The organism is Kitasatospora sp. NPDC002543, from assembly GCF_053594915.1.
The window spans coordinates 26,701-41,333 of record NZ_JBSFWR010000015.1 but is presented as its reverse complement, the minus strand read 5'-3'; the positions used below and the strand labels follow the sequence as shown (position 1 = coordinate 41,333).

General features: G+C 73.2%; 13 protein-coding genes, 2 pseudogenes and 2 riboswitches. Of the genes and pseudogenes, 11 read left to right on the top strand and 4 right to left on the bottom strand.

The features are described 5' to 3' along the window. Positions 1 to 145: 145 nt before the first annotated feature. The 3 genes from ACWD4P_RS09540 to ACWD4P_RS09530 are packed head-to-tail and all read left to right on the top strand — an operon-like array spanning position 146 to position 3,854. The gene (locus ACWD4P_RS09540) at positions 146 to 745 is read left to right on the top strand and encodes a 2Fe-2S iron-sulfur cluster-binding protein (RefSeq protein ID WP_449779193.1); all 600 of its coding nucleotides are present in this window, start codon (positions 146 to 148) and stop codon (positions 743 to 745) included. After that, the gene (locus ACWD4P_RS09535; RefSeq protein ID WP_359828176.1) at positions 742 to 1,749 is read left to right on the top strand and encodes an FAD binding domain-containing protein; all 1,008 of its coding nucleotides are present in this window, start codon (positions 742 to 744) and stop codon (positions 1,747 to 1,749) included. The genes ACWD4P_RS09540 and ACWD4P_RS09535 overlap by 4 nt, the downstream gene beginning before the upstream one ends. After that, complete coding sequence (locus ACWD4P_RS09530; RefSeq protein ID WP_449779192.1) at positions 1,746 to 3,854, top strand: xanthine dehydrogenase family protein molybdopterin-binding subunit; 2,109 nt, start codon at positions 1,746 to 1,748, stop codon at positions 3,852 to 3,854. Before ACWD4P_RS09535 ends, ACWD4P_RS09530 begins: the two co-directional genes overlap by 4 nt. Positions 3,855 to 3,947: 93 nt before the next feature. Here ACWD4P_RS09530 and ACWD4P_RS09525 read toward each other — a convergent pair. Beyond that, positions 3,948 to 4,631: pseudogene (locus ACWD4P_RS09525) on the bottom strand (MmyB family transcriptional regulator); the annotation flags it as partial. On the opposite strand from ACWD4P_RS09525, the gene ACWD4P_RS09520 reads away from it, so the two are divergent. Beyond that, positions 4,554 to 5,030 (top strand): hypothetical protein, encoded by a 477-nt coding sequence (locus tag ACWD4P_RS09520; RefSeq protein ID WP_359828179.1) that lies wholly within the window; start codon positions 4,554 to 4,556, stop codon positions 5,028 to 5,030. The pseudogene ACWD4P_RS09525 and the gene ACWD4P_RS09520 overlap by 78 nt on opposite strands. Before the next feature lie 59 nt (positions 5,031 to 5,089). On the opposite strand, the gene ACWD4P_RS09515 is transcribed toward ACWD4P_RS09520, so the two are convergent. Continuing rightward, entirely contained in the window at positions 5,090 to 5,266 is a 177-nt protein-coding gene (locus ACWD4P_RS09515; RefSeq protein WP_449779191.1) for a helix-turn-helix domain-containing protein, read from the bottom strand. Positions 5,267 to 5,690: 424 nt separating this feature from the next. Next, a riboswitch (cobalamin riboswitch) is annotated at positions 5,691 to 5,874 on the top strand. Between the two features lie 213 nt (positions 5,875 to 6,087). Between ACWD4P_RS09515 and ACWD4P_RS09510 the strand changes: the two genes are divergently transcribed. The 5 genes from ACWD4P_RS09510 to ACWD4P_RS09490 are packed head-to-tail and all read left to right on the top strand — an operon-like array spanning position 6,088 to position 11,462. Next, positions 6,088 to 7,602, top strand: coding sequence for a CoA-acylating methylmalonate-semialdehyde dehydrogenase (locus tag ACWD4P_RS09510; protein WP_449779190.1), 1,515 nt, complete (start codon positions 6,088 to 6,090; stop codon positions 7,600 to 7,602). Beyond that, positions 7,599 to 8,747 (top strand): acyl-CoA dehydrogenase family protein, encoded by a 1,149-nt coding sequence (locus tag ACWD4P_RS09505; RefSeq protein ID WP_449779189.1) that lies wholly within the window; start codon positions 7,599 to 7,601, stop codon positions 8,745 to 8,747. Before ACWD4P_RS09510 ends, ACWD4P_RS09505 begins: the two co-directional genes overlap by 4 nt. Then, positions 8,747 to 9,811 (top strand): enoyl-CoA hydratase/isomerase family protein, encoded by a 1,065-nt coding sequence (locus ACWD4P_RS09500; protein WP_449779188.1) that lies wholly within the window; start codon positions 8,747 to 8,749, stop codon positions 9,809 to 9,811. Before ACWD4P_RS09505 ends, ACWD4P_RS09500 begins: the two co-directional genes overlap by 1 nt. Then, positions 9,808 to 10,692: a 3-hydroxyisobutyrate dehydrogenase gene (gene mmsB, locus ACWD4P_RS09495; RefSeq protein WP_449779187.1), complete on the top strand. Its 885-nt coding sequence runs from the start codon at positions 9,808 to 9,810 to the stop codon at positions 10,690 to 10,692. The genes ACWD4P_RS09500 and mmsB overlap by 4 nt, the downstream gene beginning before the upstream one ends. Continuing rightward, on the top strand, positions 10,689 to 11,462 hold the full coding sequence (locus ACWD4P_RS09490) for an enoyl-CoA hydratase (RefSeq protein WP_449779186.1): 774 nt from the start codon (positions 10,689 to 10,691) through the stop codon (positions 11,460 to 11,462). Before mmsB ends, ACWD4P_RS09490 begins: the two co-directional genes overlap by 4 nt. 183 nt (positions 11,463 to 11,645) lie before the next feature. Here the strand turns inward: ACWD4P_RS09490 and ACWD4P_RS09485 are convergent. Continuing rightward, a pseudogene (locus ACWD4P_RS09485) lies at positions 11,646 to 12,164 on the bottom strand (HoxN/HupN/NixA family nickel/cobalt transporter); the annotation flags it as partial. A gap of 233 nt (positions 12,165 to 12,397) precedes the next feature. After that, a riboswitch (cobalamin riboswitch) is annotated at positions 12,398 to 12,519 on the top strand. A gap of 100 nt (positions 12,520 to 12,619) precedes the next feature. Between ACWD4P_RS09485 and ACWD4P_RS09480 the strand changes: the two are divergent. Next, the gene (locus ACWD4P_RS09480; protein ID WP_449779185.1) at positions 12,620 to 13,687 is read left to right on the top strand and encodes a peptidase; all 1,068 of its coding nucleotides are present in this window, start codon (positions 12,620 to 12,622) and stop codon (positions 13,685 to 13,687) included. Positions 13,688 to 13,716: 29 nt separating this feature from the next. Next, positions 13,717 to 14,205, top strand: coding sequence for a flagellar hook-length control protein FliK (locus ACWD4P_RS09475; protein ID WP_449779184.1), 489 nt, complete (start codon positions 13,717 to 13,719; stop codon positions 14,203 to 14,205). Between the two features lie 63 nt (positions 14,206 to 14,268). Here ACWD4P_RS09475 and ACWD4P_RS09470 read toward each other — a convergent pair whose 3' ends face one another. Further along, positions 14,269 to 14,607: a hypothetical protein gene (locus ACWD4P_RS09470; RefSeq protein ID WP_449779183.1), complete on the bottom strand. Its 339-nt coding sequence runs from the start codon at positions 14,605 to 14,607 to the stop codon at positions 14,269 to 14,271. Positions 14,608 to 14,633: the final 26 nt, after the last annotated feature.

The following is a 14,633-nucleotide window of genomic DNA, read 5'->3' as shown; positions in this document are numbered from 1 at the left end:
CAGCCCGGCGAACCGCGGGACCCGGTCCGAGAGCCGCCCCGCCGCACCCCCGCGGCAGGCCTTCCGGACCGTCTGGCTGCCGCCACGGGTGTGACGGAGCGCCGCACGCCGTGTGGGCGCGGCCGGGCCGGGGGAGCCTCGTGCGGTGGAAAGGGACATCACCGTACGGGTCGACGGCACCGCGCACCGGCTGGTCGTCGACACGCGCACGACGCTGCTCGACGCGCTGCGGGAGCGGCTCGGTGTGACGAGCCCGAAGAAAGGGTGCGACCACGGACAGTGCGGTGCGTGCACGGTGCTGTCCGGAGGGCGCCGCGTACTGGGCTGCCTCACGCTCGCGGTCACCCAGGACGGCGCCGAGGTGGTCACCGCCCAGGGGCTCGCCGACGGCGGCCTGCACCCGGTGCAGCAGGCCTTCATCGACTGCGACGCGCTCCAGTGCGGCTACTGCACCCCCGGCCAGGTGGTCTCCGCGGTCGGGGCGCTGGAGGAGTTCGCGCAGGGCTGGCCGAGCGCCGTCACCCGGGGCGCCGGCGCACCCCGGCTGGACCGCGCCGAAGTGGCCGAGCGGATGAGCGGCAACCTGTGCCGCTGCGCCGCCTACGTCAACATCGTCACCGCCGTGCTGCAGGCGGCCGGGCAGCCCCCGACGGGGCAGCCCCCGACGGGGCAGTCCCCGACGGGACAGTCCCCGACGGGGCAGCCCCCGGCCCGTCCGGTCACCGGGCCGGGGGTGTCCGGATGAGACCGTTCGACCACCACCGCCCCGCGGACGCCGCGGCCGCCGTGCGCAGCGTCGCCGGCGATCCGGACGCGGTGTTCCTCGGCGGCGGGACGAACCTGGTGGACCACCTCAGGCTGGGCGTCGTGCGGCCCGCTCTGGTCGTCGATCTCGCCGGAGTCCTGCCTACCGGGGTCGAGGAACTCGGCGGGGGAGCCCTGAGGATCGGTGCGGGGACGACCAACAGCGCGCTCGCCGCGCACCCCCGGGTGCGCGAGTCGTTCCCGGTGCTGTCGCAGGCGCTCCTGTCGGGGGCGTCGGCGCAGCTGCGCAACATGGCCACCACCGGCGGCAATCCGCTGCAGCGCACCCGCTGCGCCTACTTCCAGGACGTCACCACCCCGTGCAACAAGCGGGAGCCGGGCACGGGCTGTTCCGCGATCGGCGGATGGACCCGCCACCACGCCGTCCTCGGCGCGTCCGAGCACTGCATCGCGGTCCATCCCTCCGACATGGCGGTGGCGCTGGCCGCGCTCGGGGCACGGGTACGGGTGCTCGGGCCGGGCGGTGAGCGCACCATCCCGTTCGTCGACCTGCACCGGCTGCCCGGCGACACCCCCGAGCGCGACACGGTGCTCGAACACGGTGAGCTGATCACGGCGATCGACCTGCCGGCGCAGCCGATCGCCCGCCGCTCGGCCTACCGCAAGGTGCGCGACCGGGCCTCGTACGCGTTCGCCCTGGTCAGCGTGGCCGCGGCACTCGACGTCCGGGACGGGGTGGTGGTGGACTCGCGGATCGCCTTCGGCGGCGTGGCGCACGCGCCGTGGCGTGCGTACCGGGCCGAGGAAGTGCTGCGGGGTGCCCCCGTTTCGGAAGACGCCTACCGGGCCGCCGCGGACGCCGAGCTCGCCGCCGCCCGGCCGGCCGAAGGGCTGGGCGGCGGCAACGCGTTCAAGATCCCGCTGCTGCGCCGCACCCTCGCCGCGACCCTGCGCGGTCTGGCCGGAGAGGACACTTCCCAATGACGTTCCCGGACGAGCCGGCCGCCGTCGGCCGCGACCTGCCCCGCCGGGACGGGGCCGTCAAGGTCCTGGGCACCGCCACCTACGCCCACGAGACCCCGTTGGCGGACGCCGCACATCTGCACGTCGTCCAGGCCGGCGTCGCCCGGGGGCGCGTGACGGAGCTGGACACCGCCGCGGCCGAGGCGCTCGACGGGGTGGCCGCGGTGCTCACCCACGACAACGCGGAGCGCCTGGCGTCCACCGAGGACCGGGAGCTGGCGGTCCTGCAGGACGCGGAGGTCGCCTTCCGGGGCCAGGTCGTCGCCCTCGTCGTCGCGGACAGCTCCGAGGTGGCGAGGCATGCGGCCGCGCTCGTCCGGGTCGGTTACGAGCAGCAGCCGCACGACGCCGAACTGCGGGCCGACCGCGAGGACCTGTACGCGCCGCGGAGGGTGAACCCGGACCACCCCACCGACACCGTCGAGGGCGACGTGGACGCCGCGATGGCGGCCGCGCGGGTGAGCGTCGACGAGACGTACAGCACCGCCAGGTGCCACAACAACCCGATGGAACCGCACGCCACGGCGGCCCTGTGGGATCCGGCGGGCGAGGGCTTCCTCACCCTGTGGGACTCCACCCAGGGGGTCCACCCGACGCGGTCCACCCTGGCGTCGGTGTTCGGCCTCGAGGAGGCCCGGGTCCGGGTGGTCTGCCCGTACGTCGGGGGCGGGTTCGGTTCCAAGGGGCAGCCGCACGTCAACGTGGTGCTCGCCGCGATGGCCGCGCGGGCGCTGCCCGGCCGGCCGGTCCGGCTGGCGCTGACCCGGCAGCAGATGTTCGCCCTGACCGGCTACCGCACCCCGACCATCCAGCGCTGCCGGCTCGCGGCCGACCGGGACGGCAGGCTCACCGCCGTCGCGGTCGACGTCGTCGAACAGACCTCGCGCATCAAGGAGTTCGCCGAGCAGACCGGCGTCCCCGCGCGCATGATGTACGCCTCGCCGAACCGGCGCACCACGCACCGGCTGGCCGCCCTCGACGTGCCGGCGCCGTCCTGGATGCGCGCCCCGGGCGAGTGCCCCGGGATGTTCGGCCCCGAGGTGGCGATGGACGAGCTGGCCGAGCGCCTCGGCATGGATCCGGTCGAGTTGCGGATCCGCAACGAGCCCGCCGTCGAACCCGGTTCGGGCAAGCCGTTCTCCAGCCGCGGCCTGGTCGGCTGCCTGCGGGAGGGCGCGGAGCGGTTCGGCTGGTCGCGGCGCGATCCCCGGCCGGGCGTGCGCCGCCGGGGCGACTGGCTGGTCGGCACGGGCGTGGCGGCCTCCACCTACCCGGTCAGCCGGATGCCGAAGTCGACGGCGACGATCCGGCGGGAGGGCGGGGGTTACGTGGCCGAGATCGGCGCGGCCGACCTCGGCACCGGCACCTGGACCACGCTCGCGCAGATCGCCGCGGACGCGCTCGGCGTGCCGGTGGCCCGGGTGGAGGTGCGGATCGGGGACACGGACTACCCGGTGGCGTCGGTGGCCGGGGGTTCCTCGGGCATGACGACGTGGGGATCTGCCGTGGTCGAGGCCGCGCGCGCCCTGCGCGACCGGTACGGGGCCGAGCCGCCGGACGGGGCGCAGGCCTCCGGCAGTGTCGGGCCGCCGGACGAGCGCTACGCGATGCACGCCTTCGGGGCGCAGTTCGCCGAGGCGCGCGTCCACGTGGACACCGGCGAGGTGCGGGTGCCGCGCCTGCTGGGAGTGTTCGCCGCGGGCCGGATCATCAACCCCCGCACGGCGCGCTCGCAGTTCGTCGGCGGGATGACGATGGGGCTGTCCATGGCCCTGCACGAGAACGGCGTGCTCGACCCGCGGACCGGCCACGTGGTCAACCACGACCTCGCCGAGTACCAGATCACGTCGAACGCGGACGTCGACCGCATCGAGGCGCACTGGCTCGCCGAGCACGATCCCCACGTCAACGCCATGGGCTCCAAGGGCATCGGGGAGATCGGCATCGTCGGGACGGCCGCCGCGGTGTCGAACGCCGTGTGGCACGCGTGCGGGGTGCGGGTGCGTGACCTGCCGATCACGCTGGACAAGGTCCTGGACGCCTTGGAGGAGCGGGCCGGGCGGTGACACCGCAGGACCGCGGAGCTCTCCGGGGCCCGCGGCGGGCCCGGCCGGCGGCCGACGGACGCCCGTGACCGGCGGTGGGCGGGCGTCGGTGAGTCAGTCGAGGGTCCGGGCGTCCACCGGGCGACGGGCGGCGCCGTGGTCCGCGGCCAGGCCCGCGAGCAGGCGCAGTCCGTCCTCGGTGGGGCTGCCGGGGGCCGCCGACAGCACGAGCAGTTCGATGCCCGGCTCGCCAGGCAGCGCGAAGTTCTCCTGGTGCAGTTCCAGCAGTCCGACCATGGGGTGCCGGTACGCCTTGCGTCCGTGGGTGCGGGCGCGCACCTCCGCGCGGGCCCAGAGGCGGCGGAAGCGCTCGCTGCCCATCGCCAACTCGCCGACGAGCGAGGCCAGGTGAGGGTCGTCGGGGTACTTTCCGGCGGCCAGGCGCAGGTGCCCGACCACGTCCAGGGTGCAGTTCTCCCAGTCCGCTTACAGGCCGTGCTCGGCCTCCTCCAGGATGATGTGCCGGGCGATGTTCAGGCCCGGCATCGGGCGGCCGAAGAGGAGTCCGGCGAGGCCGTTCCCGGCGAGGACGTCCAGGCGGTGGTTCATGATCAGCGCGGGAGCGCCGGCGACCAGGTCGAGGACGCGCAGCAGCTCCGGCCGGACCCGGGTGCCCGGCGTCGTCGCGCGGCGGCGGCGCTGCCGCGCGAGGCGGTGGAGGTGCCCGCGTTCGGTCGCGTCGAGGTCGAGGACGCGGGCGAGCGCGTCGAGGACCTGCTCGGACGGCTGGGTCGCGCGCCGCTCAAGCACCGCAAGAAGGGCGACTACCGGGGCGTCCCGCTGACGGTCCGGACGCGGCTCAGCCTGCTCTCGTACGCGGATATCTACGGCACCATCGACGGCTACTTGCTCCGCCACCCGCTGGACATCGCGAAGCCGTACCCGTCCTACTACCTGCAGAACCAGTGGGACCGGATCAAGCGGGCCGGCGAGACCGACATCCCCGAGGGGATGACGCTCTACGGCCTGAGGCACTTCTTCGCCTCGAACTGCCTCAGCCACAACATCCCGATCACCGACGTCGCCGAGTGGATGAGGCGCAAGAGCATCGATGTGACGTTCAAGATCTACCGCCACTTGATGCCCGGCTCCATCGGCCACGCCGCCCAGGTCCTCGACCTCGGCCTTGCGGCCTGAAACGCGTCGGGCGCCCTGCTCTGGTGTGGAGCAGGGCGCCCGAGGCGTCTCGGTCTGGCTCACCTGACGGACATCCGTTGCTGCTTCACCCAGGTCTGGACCTCTGTGACCTTGAACTGCAGCTTCGCGTTCCGTCCTTGTCCGAACCGGTACGGGACGAGGCCTACTTGAGGGGCTTCGCGATAGACCCACTGAACAGACATGTTCAGGAATTCCGCCGTCTCCTTGACGGTCATGAAACTGCGACGACACGGGCTCCTCCAGAGGAGTGGACGGTCGCACGGCTGCGTGCGGAGCCCAAGATTCCAGCGCGTCCGGTGGTTTGGCCGTACCGGTGCCTCGTGATACATCCGCAGGGCATCCTGGGACGTCGCTTCTTGTGTGGTCGGCAGGACTCCAGTCGCCGAACGGGCTCGTGTTGCCGCATCGGCCACTCCGATGATGAGCGCGTGGTCGTTCTACCGCCGACGGGCGGCCTGGCTGACGGCGGGCAGGTTGAATTTTCGCGCGGTGCGGGTGAAACCTCACCCGGCCTCGTGCACGCAGACCTGCCCCCCTTGGGCCTCTTGCAGACGGCTTGCAAAGGTAGTCGAGCCGGGCCCGGCGGGGTGGGATCCCGATGGCGCAACGCGCGCACAGAGCTCTGGACTTACTAGGACGTCCAACTATATGGTCGATGGTAGGTCCGCGGTGTCAGGGAAGCCGGTGTGAGTCCGGCACGGTCCCGCCACTGTGACCGGGGAGTTCGTCCTCGCAGATGACGGCCACTGGCAGCCAGCCGGGAAGGCCTGAGGGCGTGCGGTGATCCGGGAGTCAGGATACCGGCCGCGGGTGATCCGTGTTTTCCACGAGGATGGAGACGACACGCATGACTCCGGGCTGCTCCCGTTCCGCTGCTCCTGGTTGTCCTGTGCCGACGACTGCCGGGGCCCATCTGCTCTGACGGTTCGTCATGCCACCGCCACCGTGACGCCGCGGGGCCGCACCCCTGTGCGCCCGCCCGTCGGCGGCGGCCTCCATTCCTCCTCTCCCCGACCCAGTTGAGAGTAGGAACCCGATGGTCCGAGAACTCACCCACTTCGTCGCCGGCAAGCCCGTCGCCGGCAAGCCCGTCGCCGGCACCTCCGGTCGCTTTGGCGACGTGTACGACCCCAACACCGGGCGCGTCCAGGCCCGGGTGCCGCTGGCGAGCCGCGCCGAGGTCGAGGCGGTGATCGCCGACGCAGCGCAGGCGCAGCCCGCGTGGGCGGCCTGGAACCCGCAGCGGCGGGCGCGGGTGCTGCTGCGCTTCCTCCAACTCGTCGAGCAGGAGAAGGACGAGTTGGCCCGGCTGCTCTCCGCCGAGCACGGCAAGACCGTGGCCGATGCCCACGGGGACATCCAGCGCGGCCTGGAGGTGGTGGAGTTCGCCGCGGGGATCCCGCACCTGCTGAAGGGCGAGTTCAGCGACAACGCCGGCACCGGTATCGACGTCTACTCGATGCGTCAGCCGCTCGGCGTCGTCGCCGGCATCACGCCGTTCAACTTCCCCGCGATGATCCCGCTGTGGAAGGCCGCGCCCGCGCTGGCCTGCGGCAACGCCTTCGTCCTCAAGCCCTCTGAGCGGTGCCCGTCGGTGCCGCTGCGGCTGGCCGAGCTGTTCCTGGAGGCGGGGCTGCCGCCGGGCGTCCTGAACGTCGTGAACGGCGGCAAGGAGGCCGTGGACACCCTGCTGGAGGACCCGCGGGTGCAGGCCCTCGGCTTCGTCGGCTCCACGCCGATCGCCCAGTACGTGTACGCGACGGCCGCCGCGCACGGGAAGCGGGCGCAGTGCTTCGGCGGCGCGAAGAACCACATGATCGTGATGCCGGACGCCGACCTCGACCAAGCCGCGGACGCGCTGGTCGGCGCCGGCTACGGCTCGGCGGGGGAGCGCTGTATGGCGATCTCGGTGGCCGTCCCGGTGGGGGAGCGGACCGCGGACGCCCTGGTGGCGAAGCTGGTCGAGCTGATCGCCACGCTGAAGGTCGGGCGCTCGGACGACCCGGCGGCGGACTTCGGCCCGCTGGTGGGCCGTGACGCGCTGGAGCGGGTCCGCGGCTACCTGGACCTCGGAGCCGAGGAGGGCGCCGAACTCGTCGTGGACGGGCGTGACTTCCGGTTGGAGGGGCACGAGGACGGCTACTTCCTCGGCGCCTCCCTGTTCGACCGGGTGACGCCGGACATGCGGATCTACCGGGAGGAGATCTTCGGCCCCGTCCTCACGGTCGTGCGCGCCGCCGACTACGAGGAGGCGCTGCGGCTGCCCAGTGAGCACGAGTTCGGCAACGGTGTGGCCATCTACACCCGCGACGGCGACACCGCCCGGGACTTCGCCCGCCGGGTGACCACCGGCATGGTCGGCGTCAACGTGCCCATCCCGGTGCCGATCGCCTACCACACCTTCGGCGGATGGAAGCGCTCCGCGTTCGGCGACCTCAACCAGCACGGGCCGGACGCCATCCGCTTCTACACCCGCACCCGGACCGTCACCTCGCGCTGGCCCTCCGGGGTCAAGGAGGGCGCGATCTTCACCATGCCGACGATGGGATGAGCGCGATGCACGACCTCACCGAGGACCAGCGCGCCATCGCCGAGACGACCCGGGCCTTCGCCGAGGAGTACCTCGCGCCGCACGCCGTGGAGTGGGACCAGTCCAAGCACTTCCCGGTGGACGTGCTGCGCAAGGCCGCCGACCTCGGCCTGGCCGGCGTGTACGTCCAGGAGGGCATGGGCGGCTCCGAACTCTCCCGCCTGGATGGCGTGGTGGCCTTCGAGGCACTCGCCGGTGGCTGCCCGTCCATCGCCGCCTACCTGTCCATCCACAACATGGTCGCCTGGATGATCGACCGCTACGGCACGCAGGCGCAGCGCGCTCGCTGGCTACCCGCACTCTGCACGGCCGAGCACCTGGGCAGCTACTGCCTCACCGAGCCCGGTGCCGGCTCCGACGCCGCCGCGATCGCCACCCGGGCCGTGCGCGACGGCGACCACTGGGTGCTGGACGGCGTCAAGCAGTTCATCTCCGGCGCGGGCGCCTCGCAGGTCTATGTGGTGCTGGCCCGGACCGGTGCCCCCGGGCCGAAGGGGATCTCCGCGTTCGTCGTGGAGCGTGACGACCGGGGGGTCTCCTTCGGGCCGAACGAGAAGAAGATGGGCTGGAACGCCCAGCCGACCCGCCAGGTGGTGCTGGACGGCGTCCGGCTGCCCGCCGACCGCCTGCTCGGGGCCGAGGGCGAGGGCTTCCGGATCGCCATGAACGGGCTGAACGGCGGCCGGCTCGGGATCGCCGCCTGCTCCCTCGGCGGCGCGCAGGACGCGCTGGAGCGCGCCATCGCCCACCTCGCCGACCGTGAGGCGTTCGGCGCCCGGCTGCTGCACGCCCAGGCGCTGCAGTTCCGGCTCGCCGACATGGCCACCGAGCTGGAGGCCGCCCGCGCCCTGGTGTGGCGGGCCGCGGCCGCCCTGGACCGCGGCGACCGGCGGGCCCCGGAGCTGTGCGCGATGGCCAAGCGGTACGCCACCGACACCGGCTTCGAGGTCGCCAACGCCGCGCTTCAACTGCACGGCGGCTACGGCTACCTCGCCGACTATGGCATCGAGAAGATCGTCCGCGACCTGCGGGTGCACCAGATCCTGGAAGGGACCAACGAGATCATGCGCGTCATCGTCGCCCGCGGCCTGACCGGAGCCGCCTGATGGGTACGGATGAGGTCCTCCTCCAGCGCGAGGGCAGGGCGGGCCTGATCGTCCTCAACCGCCCCGCGGCCCTGAACGCCCTCACCCACGGCATGGTGCGGACGATCGCGGAGTCCCTGGACGCCTGGGAGCAGGACGAGCGGGTGGACACCGTCGTCGTCACGGGTGCCGGGGACCGCGCCTTCTGCGCGGGCGGCGACATCGTCGCCATCCACCGCGCCGCCACCGGCGGCGACCCGGGCGCCGTCGAGGAGTTCTGGCGCGACGAGTACCGCCTCAACGCCCGGATCGCACGCTACCCCAAGCCCTACGTCGCCGTGATGAGCGGCATCGTGATGGGAGGCGGGGTCGGCGTCTCCGCCCACGGAAACGTCCGGATCGTCACCGAGACCACCCGCATCGCCATGCCGGAGGCCGGCATCGGCTTCGTCCCGGACGTGGGCGGCACCTACCTGCTCGCCCTCGCACCGGGCGAGCTGGGCACCCACCTCGCCCTGACCGCGGGTTCCGTCGGGGCCGCCGACGCGCTGCTTTGCGGGCTCGCCGACCACTTCGTCCCTGCCGAGCGGCTGCCCGCCCTGCTGGACGACCTGGCCGAACTGCCCGTGCACGACGCCCTCGAACGGCACGTCGTACCCGCGCCGCCCGGTGTGCTGGACGCACAGCGGGTGTGGATCGACGCCTGCTACTCGGCGGGCACCGTGGAGGAGATCCTCGACCGCCTCCGGGACAGCAGCGAGCCCGAGGCCAAGAAGGCGGCCGATCGGATCGCCGCCAACTCCCCGACCGCCGTGAAGGCCACGCTGGCGGCCCTGCGCCGGGCCCGGGCCCTCGGCCCGCTGGAGGCCGTCCTCGACCAGGAGTACCGCACCTCCTGCGCGGCGCTCGCCACGGCGGACCTCGCCGAGGGCATTCGGGCCCAGGTGATCGACAAGGACCGCTCGCCGCAGTGGAGTCCGGCCACCCTGGGCGCCGTCGAACCCGCCGCCGTGGCCCGCTACTTCGCGCCGCGCGGCGCGGGGGAGCTCGGCCTCGCCGCCACCACACCCCTGGAGCGCTGGTGACGTACACCATCGGATTCATCGGACTGGGCAACATGGGCGGCCCGATGGCCGCCAACCTCGTCAAGGCCGGTCACCGGGTGATCGGTTACGACCTCGCAGCCGAGGCCCGGGACCAGGCCACGGCACAGGGAGTGATGATCGCGGACTCCGCTGCCGAAGCGGTCGGCGAGGCGGACGTGGTGCTGACCATGTTGCCGACCGGGCGCCATGTCCTGGACACCTACGGCGAGTTGACCGAGGCGGCGTCCGGCGCGCTGTTCGTCGACTGCTCCACCATCGCGGTCGGGGACGCCCGGGTGGCCGCCGACCTCGCCCGGGTCGCCGGGCACCGGGCGGTCGACGCCCCGGTCTCGGGTGGTGTGGCGGGCGCCGAAGGGGCAAGCCTGACCTTCATGGTCGGTGCCGAGGACGTCGACTTCGCCGAGGCCGAGCCGCTGCTCGCGGCGATGGGCCGCCGGGTCGTCCACTGCGGGGCGTCCGGAGCCGGACAGGCCGCCAAGATCTGCAACAACATGATCCTCGGCGTCTCCATGATCGCGGTCAGCGAGGCCTTCGTCCTCGGGGAGAGCCTCGGGCTCAGTCACCAGGCGCTGTTCGACGTCGCCTCCACGGCCTCCGGCCAGTGCTGGGCGCTGACCAGCAACTGCCCGGTGCCCGGTCCGGTTCCGACCAGCCCGGCCAACCGCGACTACGCGGCCGGGTTCGCGTCCGCGCTGATGGCCAAGGACCTCGGGCTGGCCGCCGACGCTGCTGCCGCCTCCGCCGTCCAGGCCGAACTGGGCGTCAGGGCCGCCGAGTTGTTCGCCACTTTCGCCCGGGGCGGGTCCGGCGCTCTGGACTTCTCGGCCATCATCACCACCCTCAGGAAGGACACCGCATGACGTTCGAGACGATCCTGGTCGAGCGCAAGGGTCGGGTCGGGCTGATCACGCTCGACCGCCCGAAGGCGCTGAACGCGCTGAACACCCTCCTGATGACCGAAGTCGTAGCGGCAGCAACGGACTTCGACCGGGACCCGGAGATCGGCTGTCTGGTGATCACGGGTTCGGACAAGGCCTTCGCAGCCGGTGCCGACATCAAGGAGATGCAGCCCCTGGACTTCGTGGACGCCTACCTCGGTGACTGGTTCGCTGCGTGGGACCGGTTCGCCGCGCTGCGCAAGCCGGTGGTGGCGGCCGTGGCCGGCTACGCGCTGGGCGGGGGCTGCGAGTTGGCGATGATGTGCGACGTCCTGCTGGCGGCGGACACCGCGAAGTTCGGGCAGCCGGAGATCAAGCTCGGCGTCATCCCCGGCATCGGCGGCTCGCAGCGGCTCACCCGGGCCGTCGGCAAGGCCAAGGCCATGGAGCTGTGCCTGACCGGCCGGATGATGGGCGCCGAGGAGGCCGAACGGGCCGGCCTCGTCTCCCGCATCGTCCCCGCCGACCAGCTGCAGACCGACGCTCTGGCCACCGCCGAGACGATCGCGGCGATGTCCACCCCGGCGGCGATCATGCTCAAGGAGGCCGTCAACCGCTCGTACGAGGCCACCCTCGCCGAGGGCGTCCGCTTCGAACGGCGGCTGTTCCACGCCACGTTCGCCACCGCCGACCAGAAGGAGGGCATGGCGGCCTTCGCCGAGAAGCGCCCGCCGACGTTCACCCACCGCTGAGGCGTCGCCGGGGGACGCGAGCCGTCCCCCGGCGGTCCTGCCCGTCCCCGAGGCACAGGACGACGGGCCGGTGGCTGTAGCCTGCGGCGACGGACTTGAGCTGGACCGTGCGGGCTCGGGTCGAGCATGTCGGGCGGACGTCGATGGACGTCTCGATGGTGGTCACGGCCGAGCGGTGGAGCCTCAGGGGGCCGTCACCAGGGTGGCGACGGCGCAGCTTGTCGTCGTTGCCGCCTGGCGCGGGAGCGGCGGGCCCGTCGCTCCCGCGCCGAGGCCGCGGAGGCGGCAGGCTGACGCGGGCCGTGCGGGCCGTGCGGGCCGGGGGCCGGTCCGGACGCCGTGCAGGAGCTGCGCGAGGACTTCGACGCCGCGGACGACGCGTGGGCCGGGCCGGTTGAAGTAGGACGGGCCGTCGAGGATCCATACCCGCCCGTTCCGGACGGCCGGCAGCTCGTCCCAGCCCGGCCGTCCGGTGAGCAGGTGGAACTCCCGCTCGGTGCGGTCCGGCGGGAAGCCGCAGGGCAGGACCAAGAGGTTGTAGTAGACCTTGCGGACCGGGTTGGAGAACGCCCAGTGGTAGGCGAAGTTCATGAAGGTCCCGTCGAGGGTGTCGAACAGGCTCATGCCGCAGGCGAAGAGCAGCGGCAGGCAGATGATGGCGTACCAGGGCAGGCCGGAGGCGGCGCCTGAGCCGGCCATCACCTCCGGGGGCCAGGATTGCCGGCCCGGTCCAGTCGGAGTCCGGGCCGCCCGGCCGTGGGGCGGATCAGCCCTGGGTGGTGGCGGCCGCGAAGCGGGCCGAGACGTTCTGCCAGTTGACGATGCCCCACAGGTGGGTCACGCAGTCCGGGCGATGTCGCGGAGGCGGCCGGGGGAAGCGGGATGTGACGCACGATCCCTTGACCGGATCTTTTCCGCTTCGCCATGATGAGCCGTCATGTTGTGACTCCGCCGATGGGGGAAGTCCGGTCCGAATCCGGCGCTGACCCGCAACGGTAGGCCGCCGACTCCACGTCGCGCGGCGAGCCCGAGTACCCGTCGGCGGAGGTGTGTCACCCCTCCTCCCGTCGTGGTCTGCGGGCCGGAGCTCCGAGGGCTGCCCGGCGTGCCGCCGATGCCCTCCGGGCCCCTGCGTCCAGGCCCGGAAAGGTACCACCATGCCCGCGCTCCGTCGCACCCTCGGTCTGCTCGCGATACCCGCCCTCGCTCTCGCCACCGCCCTTCCGGCGGCCTCGGCCGCCCACGCCGACACGACCTCCTCCTGGACCGTCCGCCCCGACGCCGCCGCGGGCGGCTGGCTGGCCCGTCAGCTCGTCGACGGCGACCACTTCGAGTCCGTCTTCAACGGGACGGCCTACCCCGACCAGGGCCTGACGATCGACGCCGTGCTGGCCTTCGCCGCCTCGCACAGCTCGGACGAGGCCGCCGCCAGGGCCACCGCCTGGCTGGCCAGGCCCGAGATCATCGGCGGTTACCTCGGCGACGGCACCACCGAGGCCTACGCCGGCGCCACCGCCAAGCTGCTGCTTGCCACCGAGGTCCGCAGCGCGAATCCGGCCTCTTTCGGTGGCGTCGACCTACCGGCCCGGCTGCGCTCGCTCCAGACCACCGAGGGGCGCTTCTCCGACCGCTCGCAGTGGGGCGACTACAGCAACGCCTTCGGCCAGTCGCTCGCCCTGATCGCCCTGCACCGCACCCCCGGAGGCGCCCCGGCGGCTGCCGTCGACTTCCTCGCGAACAGCCAGTGCGCGGACGGCGGTTACCCGGTCTCCTTCGGCCAGGCGACCTGCACCGCCGACCCGGACGCCACCGCGCTGGCCGTCCAGGCGCTCGCCGCCACCGGCCGCACCGCCAAGGCGAACGCGGGCCTCGGCTGGCTGACCGCGCACCAGAACGCCGACGGCGGCTTCGCGGCCGCCGGGGCGACCGCCTCCAACGCCAACACCACCGGCCTGGTTACCCAGGCGCTGGTGGCCGGCGGGCGCTTCGGCGCCGGCCTCAAGGGCTGGAGCCGGCTGGTGAAGTTCCAGCAGGGCTGCTCGGCCGACCCGGCGGTGCGCGGCGCGGTCGCCTACGACGAGACGGGGTTCAACGCGGGCAACGGCGCCCGCGCCACCGCACAGGCCGTCCTCGGCCTCGCGGGCACCCCGCTGGCCACCCTCTCCGCAGCCGGGGCCCGCCCCGACGCCCCCTCCCTGGCCTGCCCGTCGCCGACCGTCCGCTGAACGAACCTGACACCACTGGGAGTTCCCCGATGACCGACACCCTCACCCCGGTCCGCCCCGTCCGCCCGGTCCGCCGCACGCTCGGTTCGATCGCCGCCGCCGCGGCCCTCACCGCCGGCCTGCTCGGCGTCTCCGCTGCCCAGGCGCCGCAGGCCCAGGCCGCCGCCTGCAGCGGGACCACCGGCGTCACCGTCGTGGTCGACTTCACCGCCGTCGGCGGCGGCATCCAGACCGGCTGCGCGCTCGGCGACCCGGCCAGCGGCCTGACCGCGCTGACCGGTGCCGGATTCTCGTACGCCTTCCACCCGCGCTACCCGGGCTTCGTCTGCACCATCAACGCCTTGCCGACGACCTGCACCAACCCCACCGGCAGCGCCTACTGGTCGTACTGGCACGCCCAGCACGGCGGCCCCTGGTCGTACAGCAGCCTGGGCGCCGGCAGCTACAACCCGGCACCCGGAGACGTCGAGGGCTGGTCCTTCGGCGCGGGCGCCCAGCCCGGCATCACCGCGCCCTGACCTGCCTGCTTGTCCACGCCTCGACGCCCCGGCCTCCCCGACGGGGGAGGCCGGGGCACGGGGTCAGGCGTGGGGTGCCCTCCGGCGCCGGGCGAGGTGGTCGTAATGCAGCACGCTGCCGACGGCCGCGGCCGTGAACAGCAGGGTGTTGGCCACGATGCCCGCGGTGGCCGGCCACGCGGGGTCGCTGCCGTCAGGGAGCAGGGTGTTGGCGACCAGAGTGCCGATGCCGGTCAGCAGCCCGCGCGCGAGGTACACGGCCAGGAACGCCAGGAGCCCGGCGGGCAGGGTCAGGACGATCGCGGCGAGGTAGAAGCGTCCGTTCTCGGTCAGCCCGCCCAGGCCCGCCAGCAGGCCGACCACGGCCACGTAGCAGCCTGCCACCCATCGGGAAGCACTCATCAGAACCCGTCCCCCTGCTCCGTGAA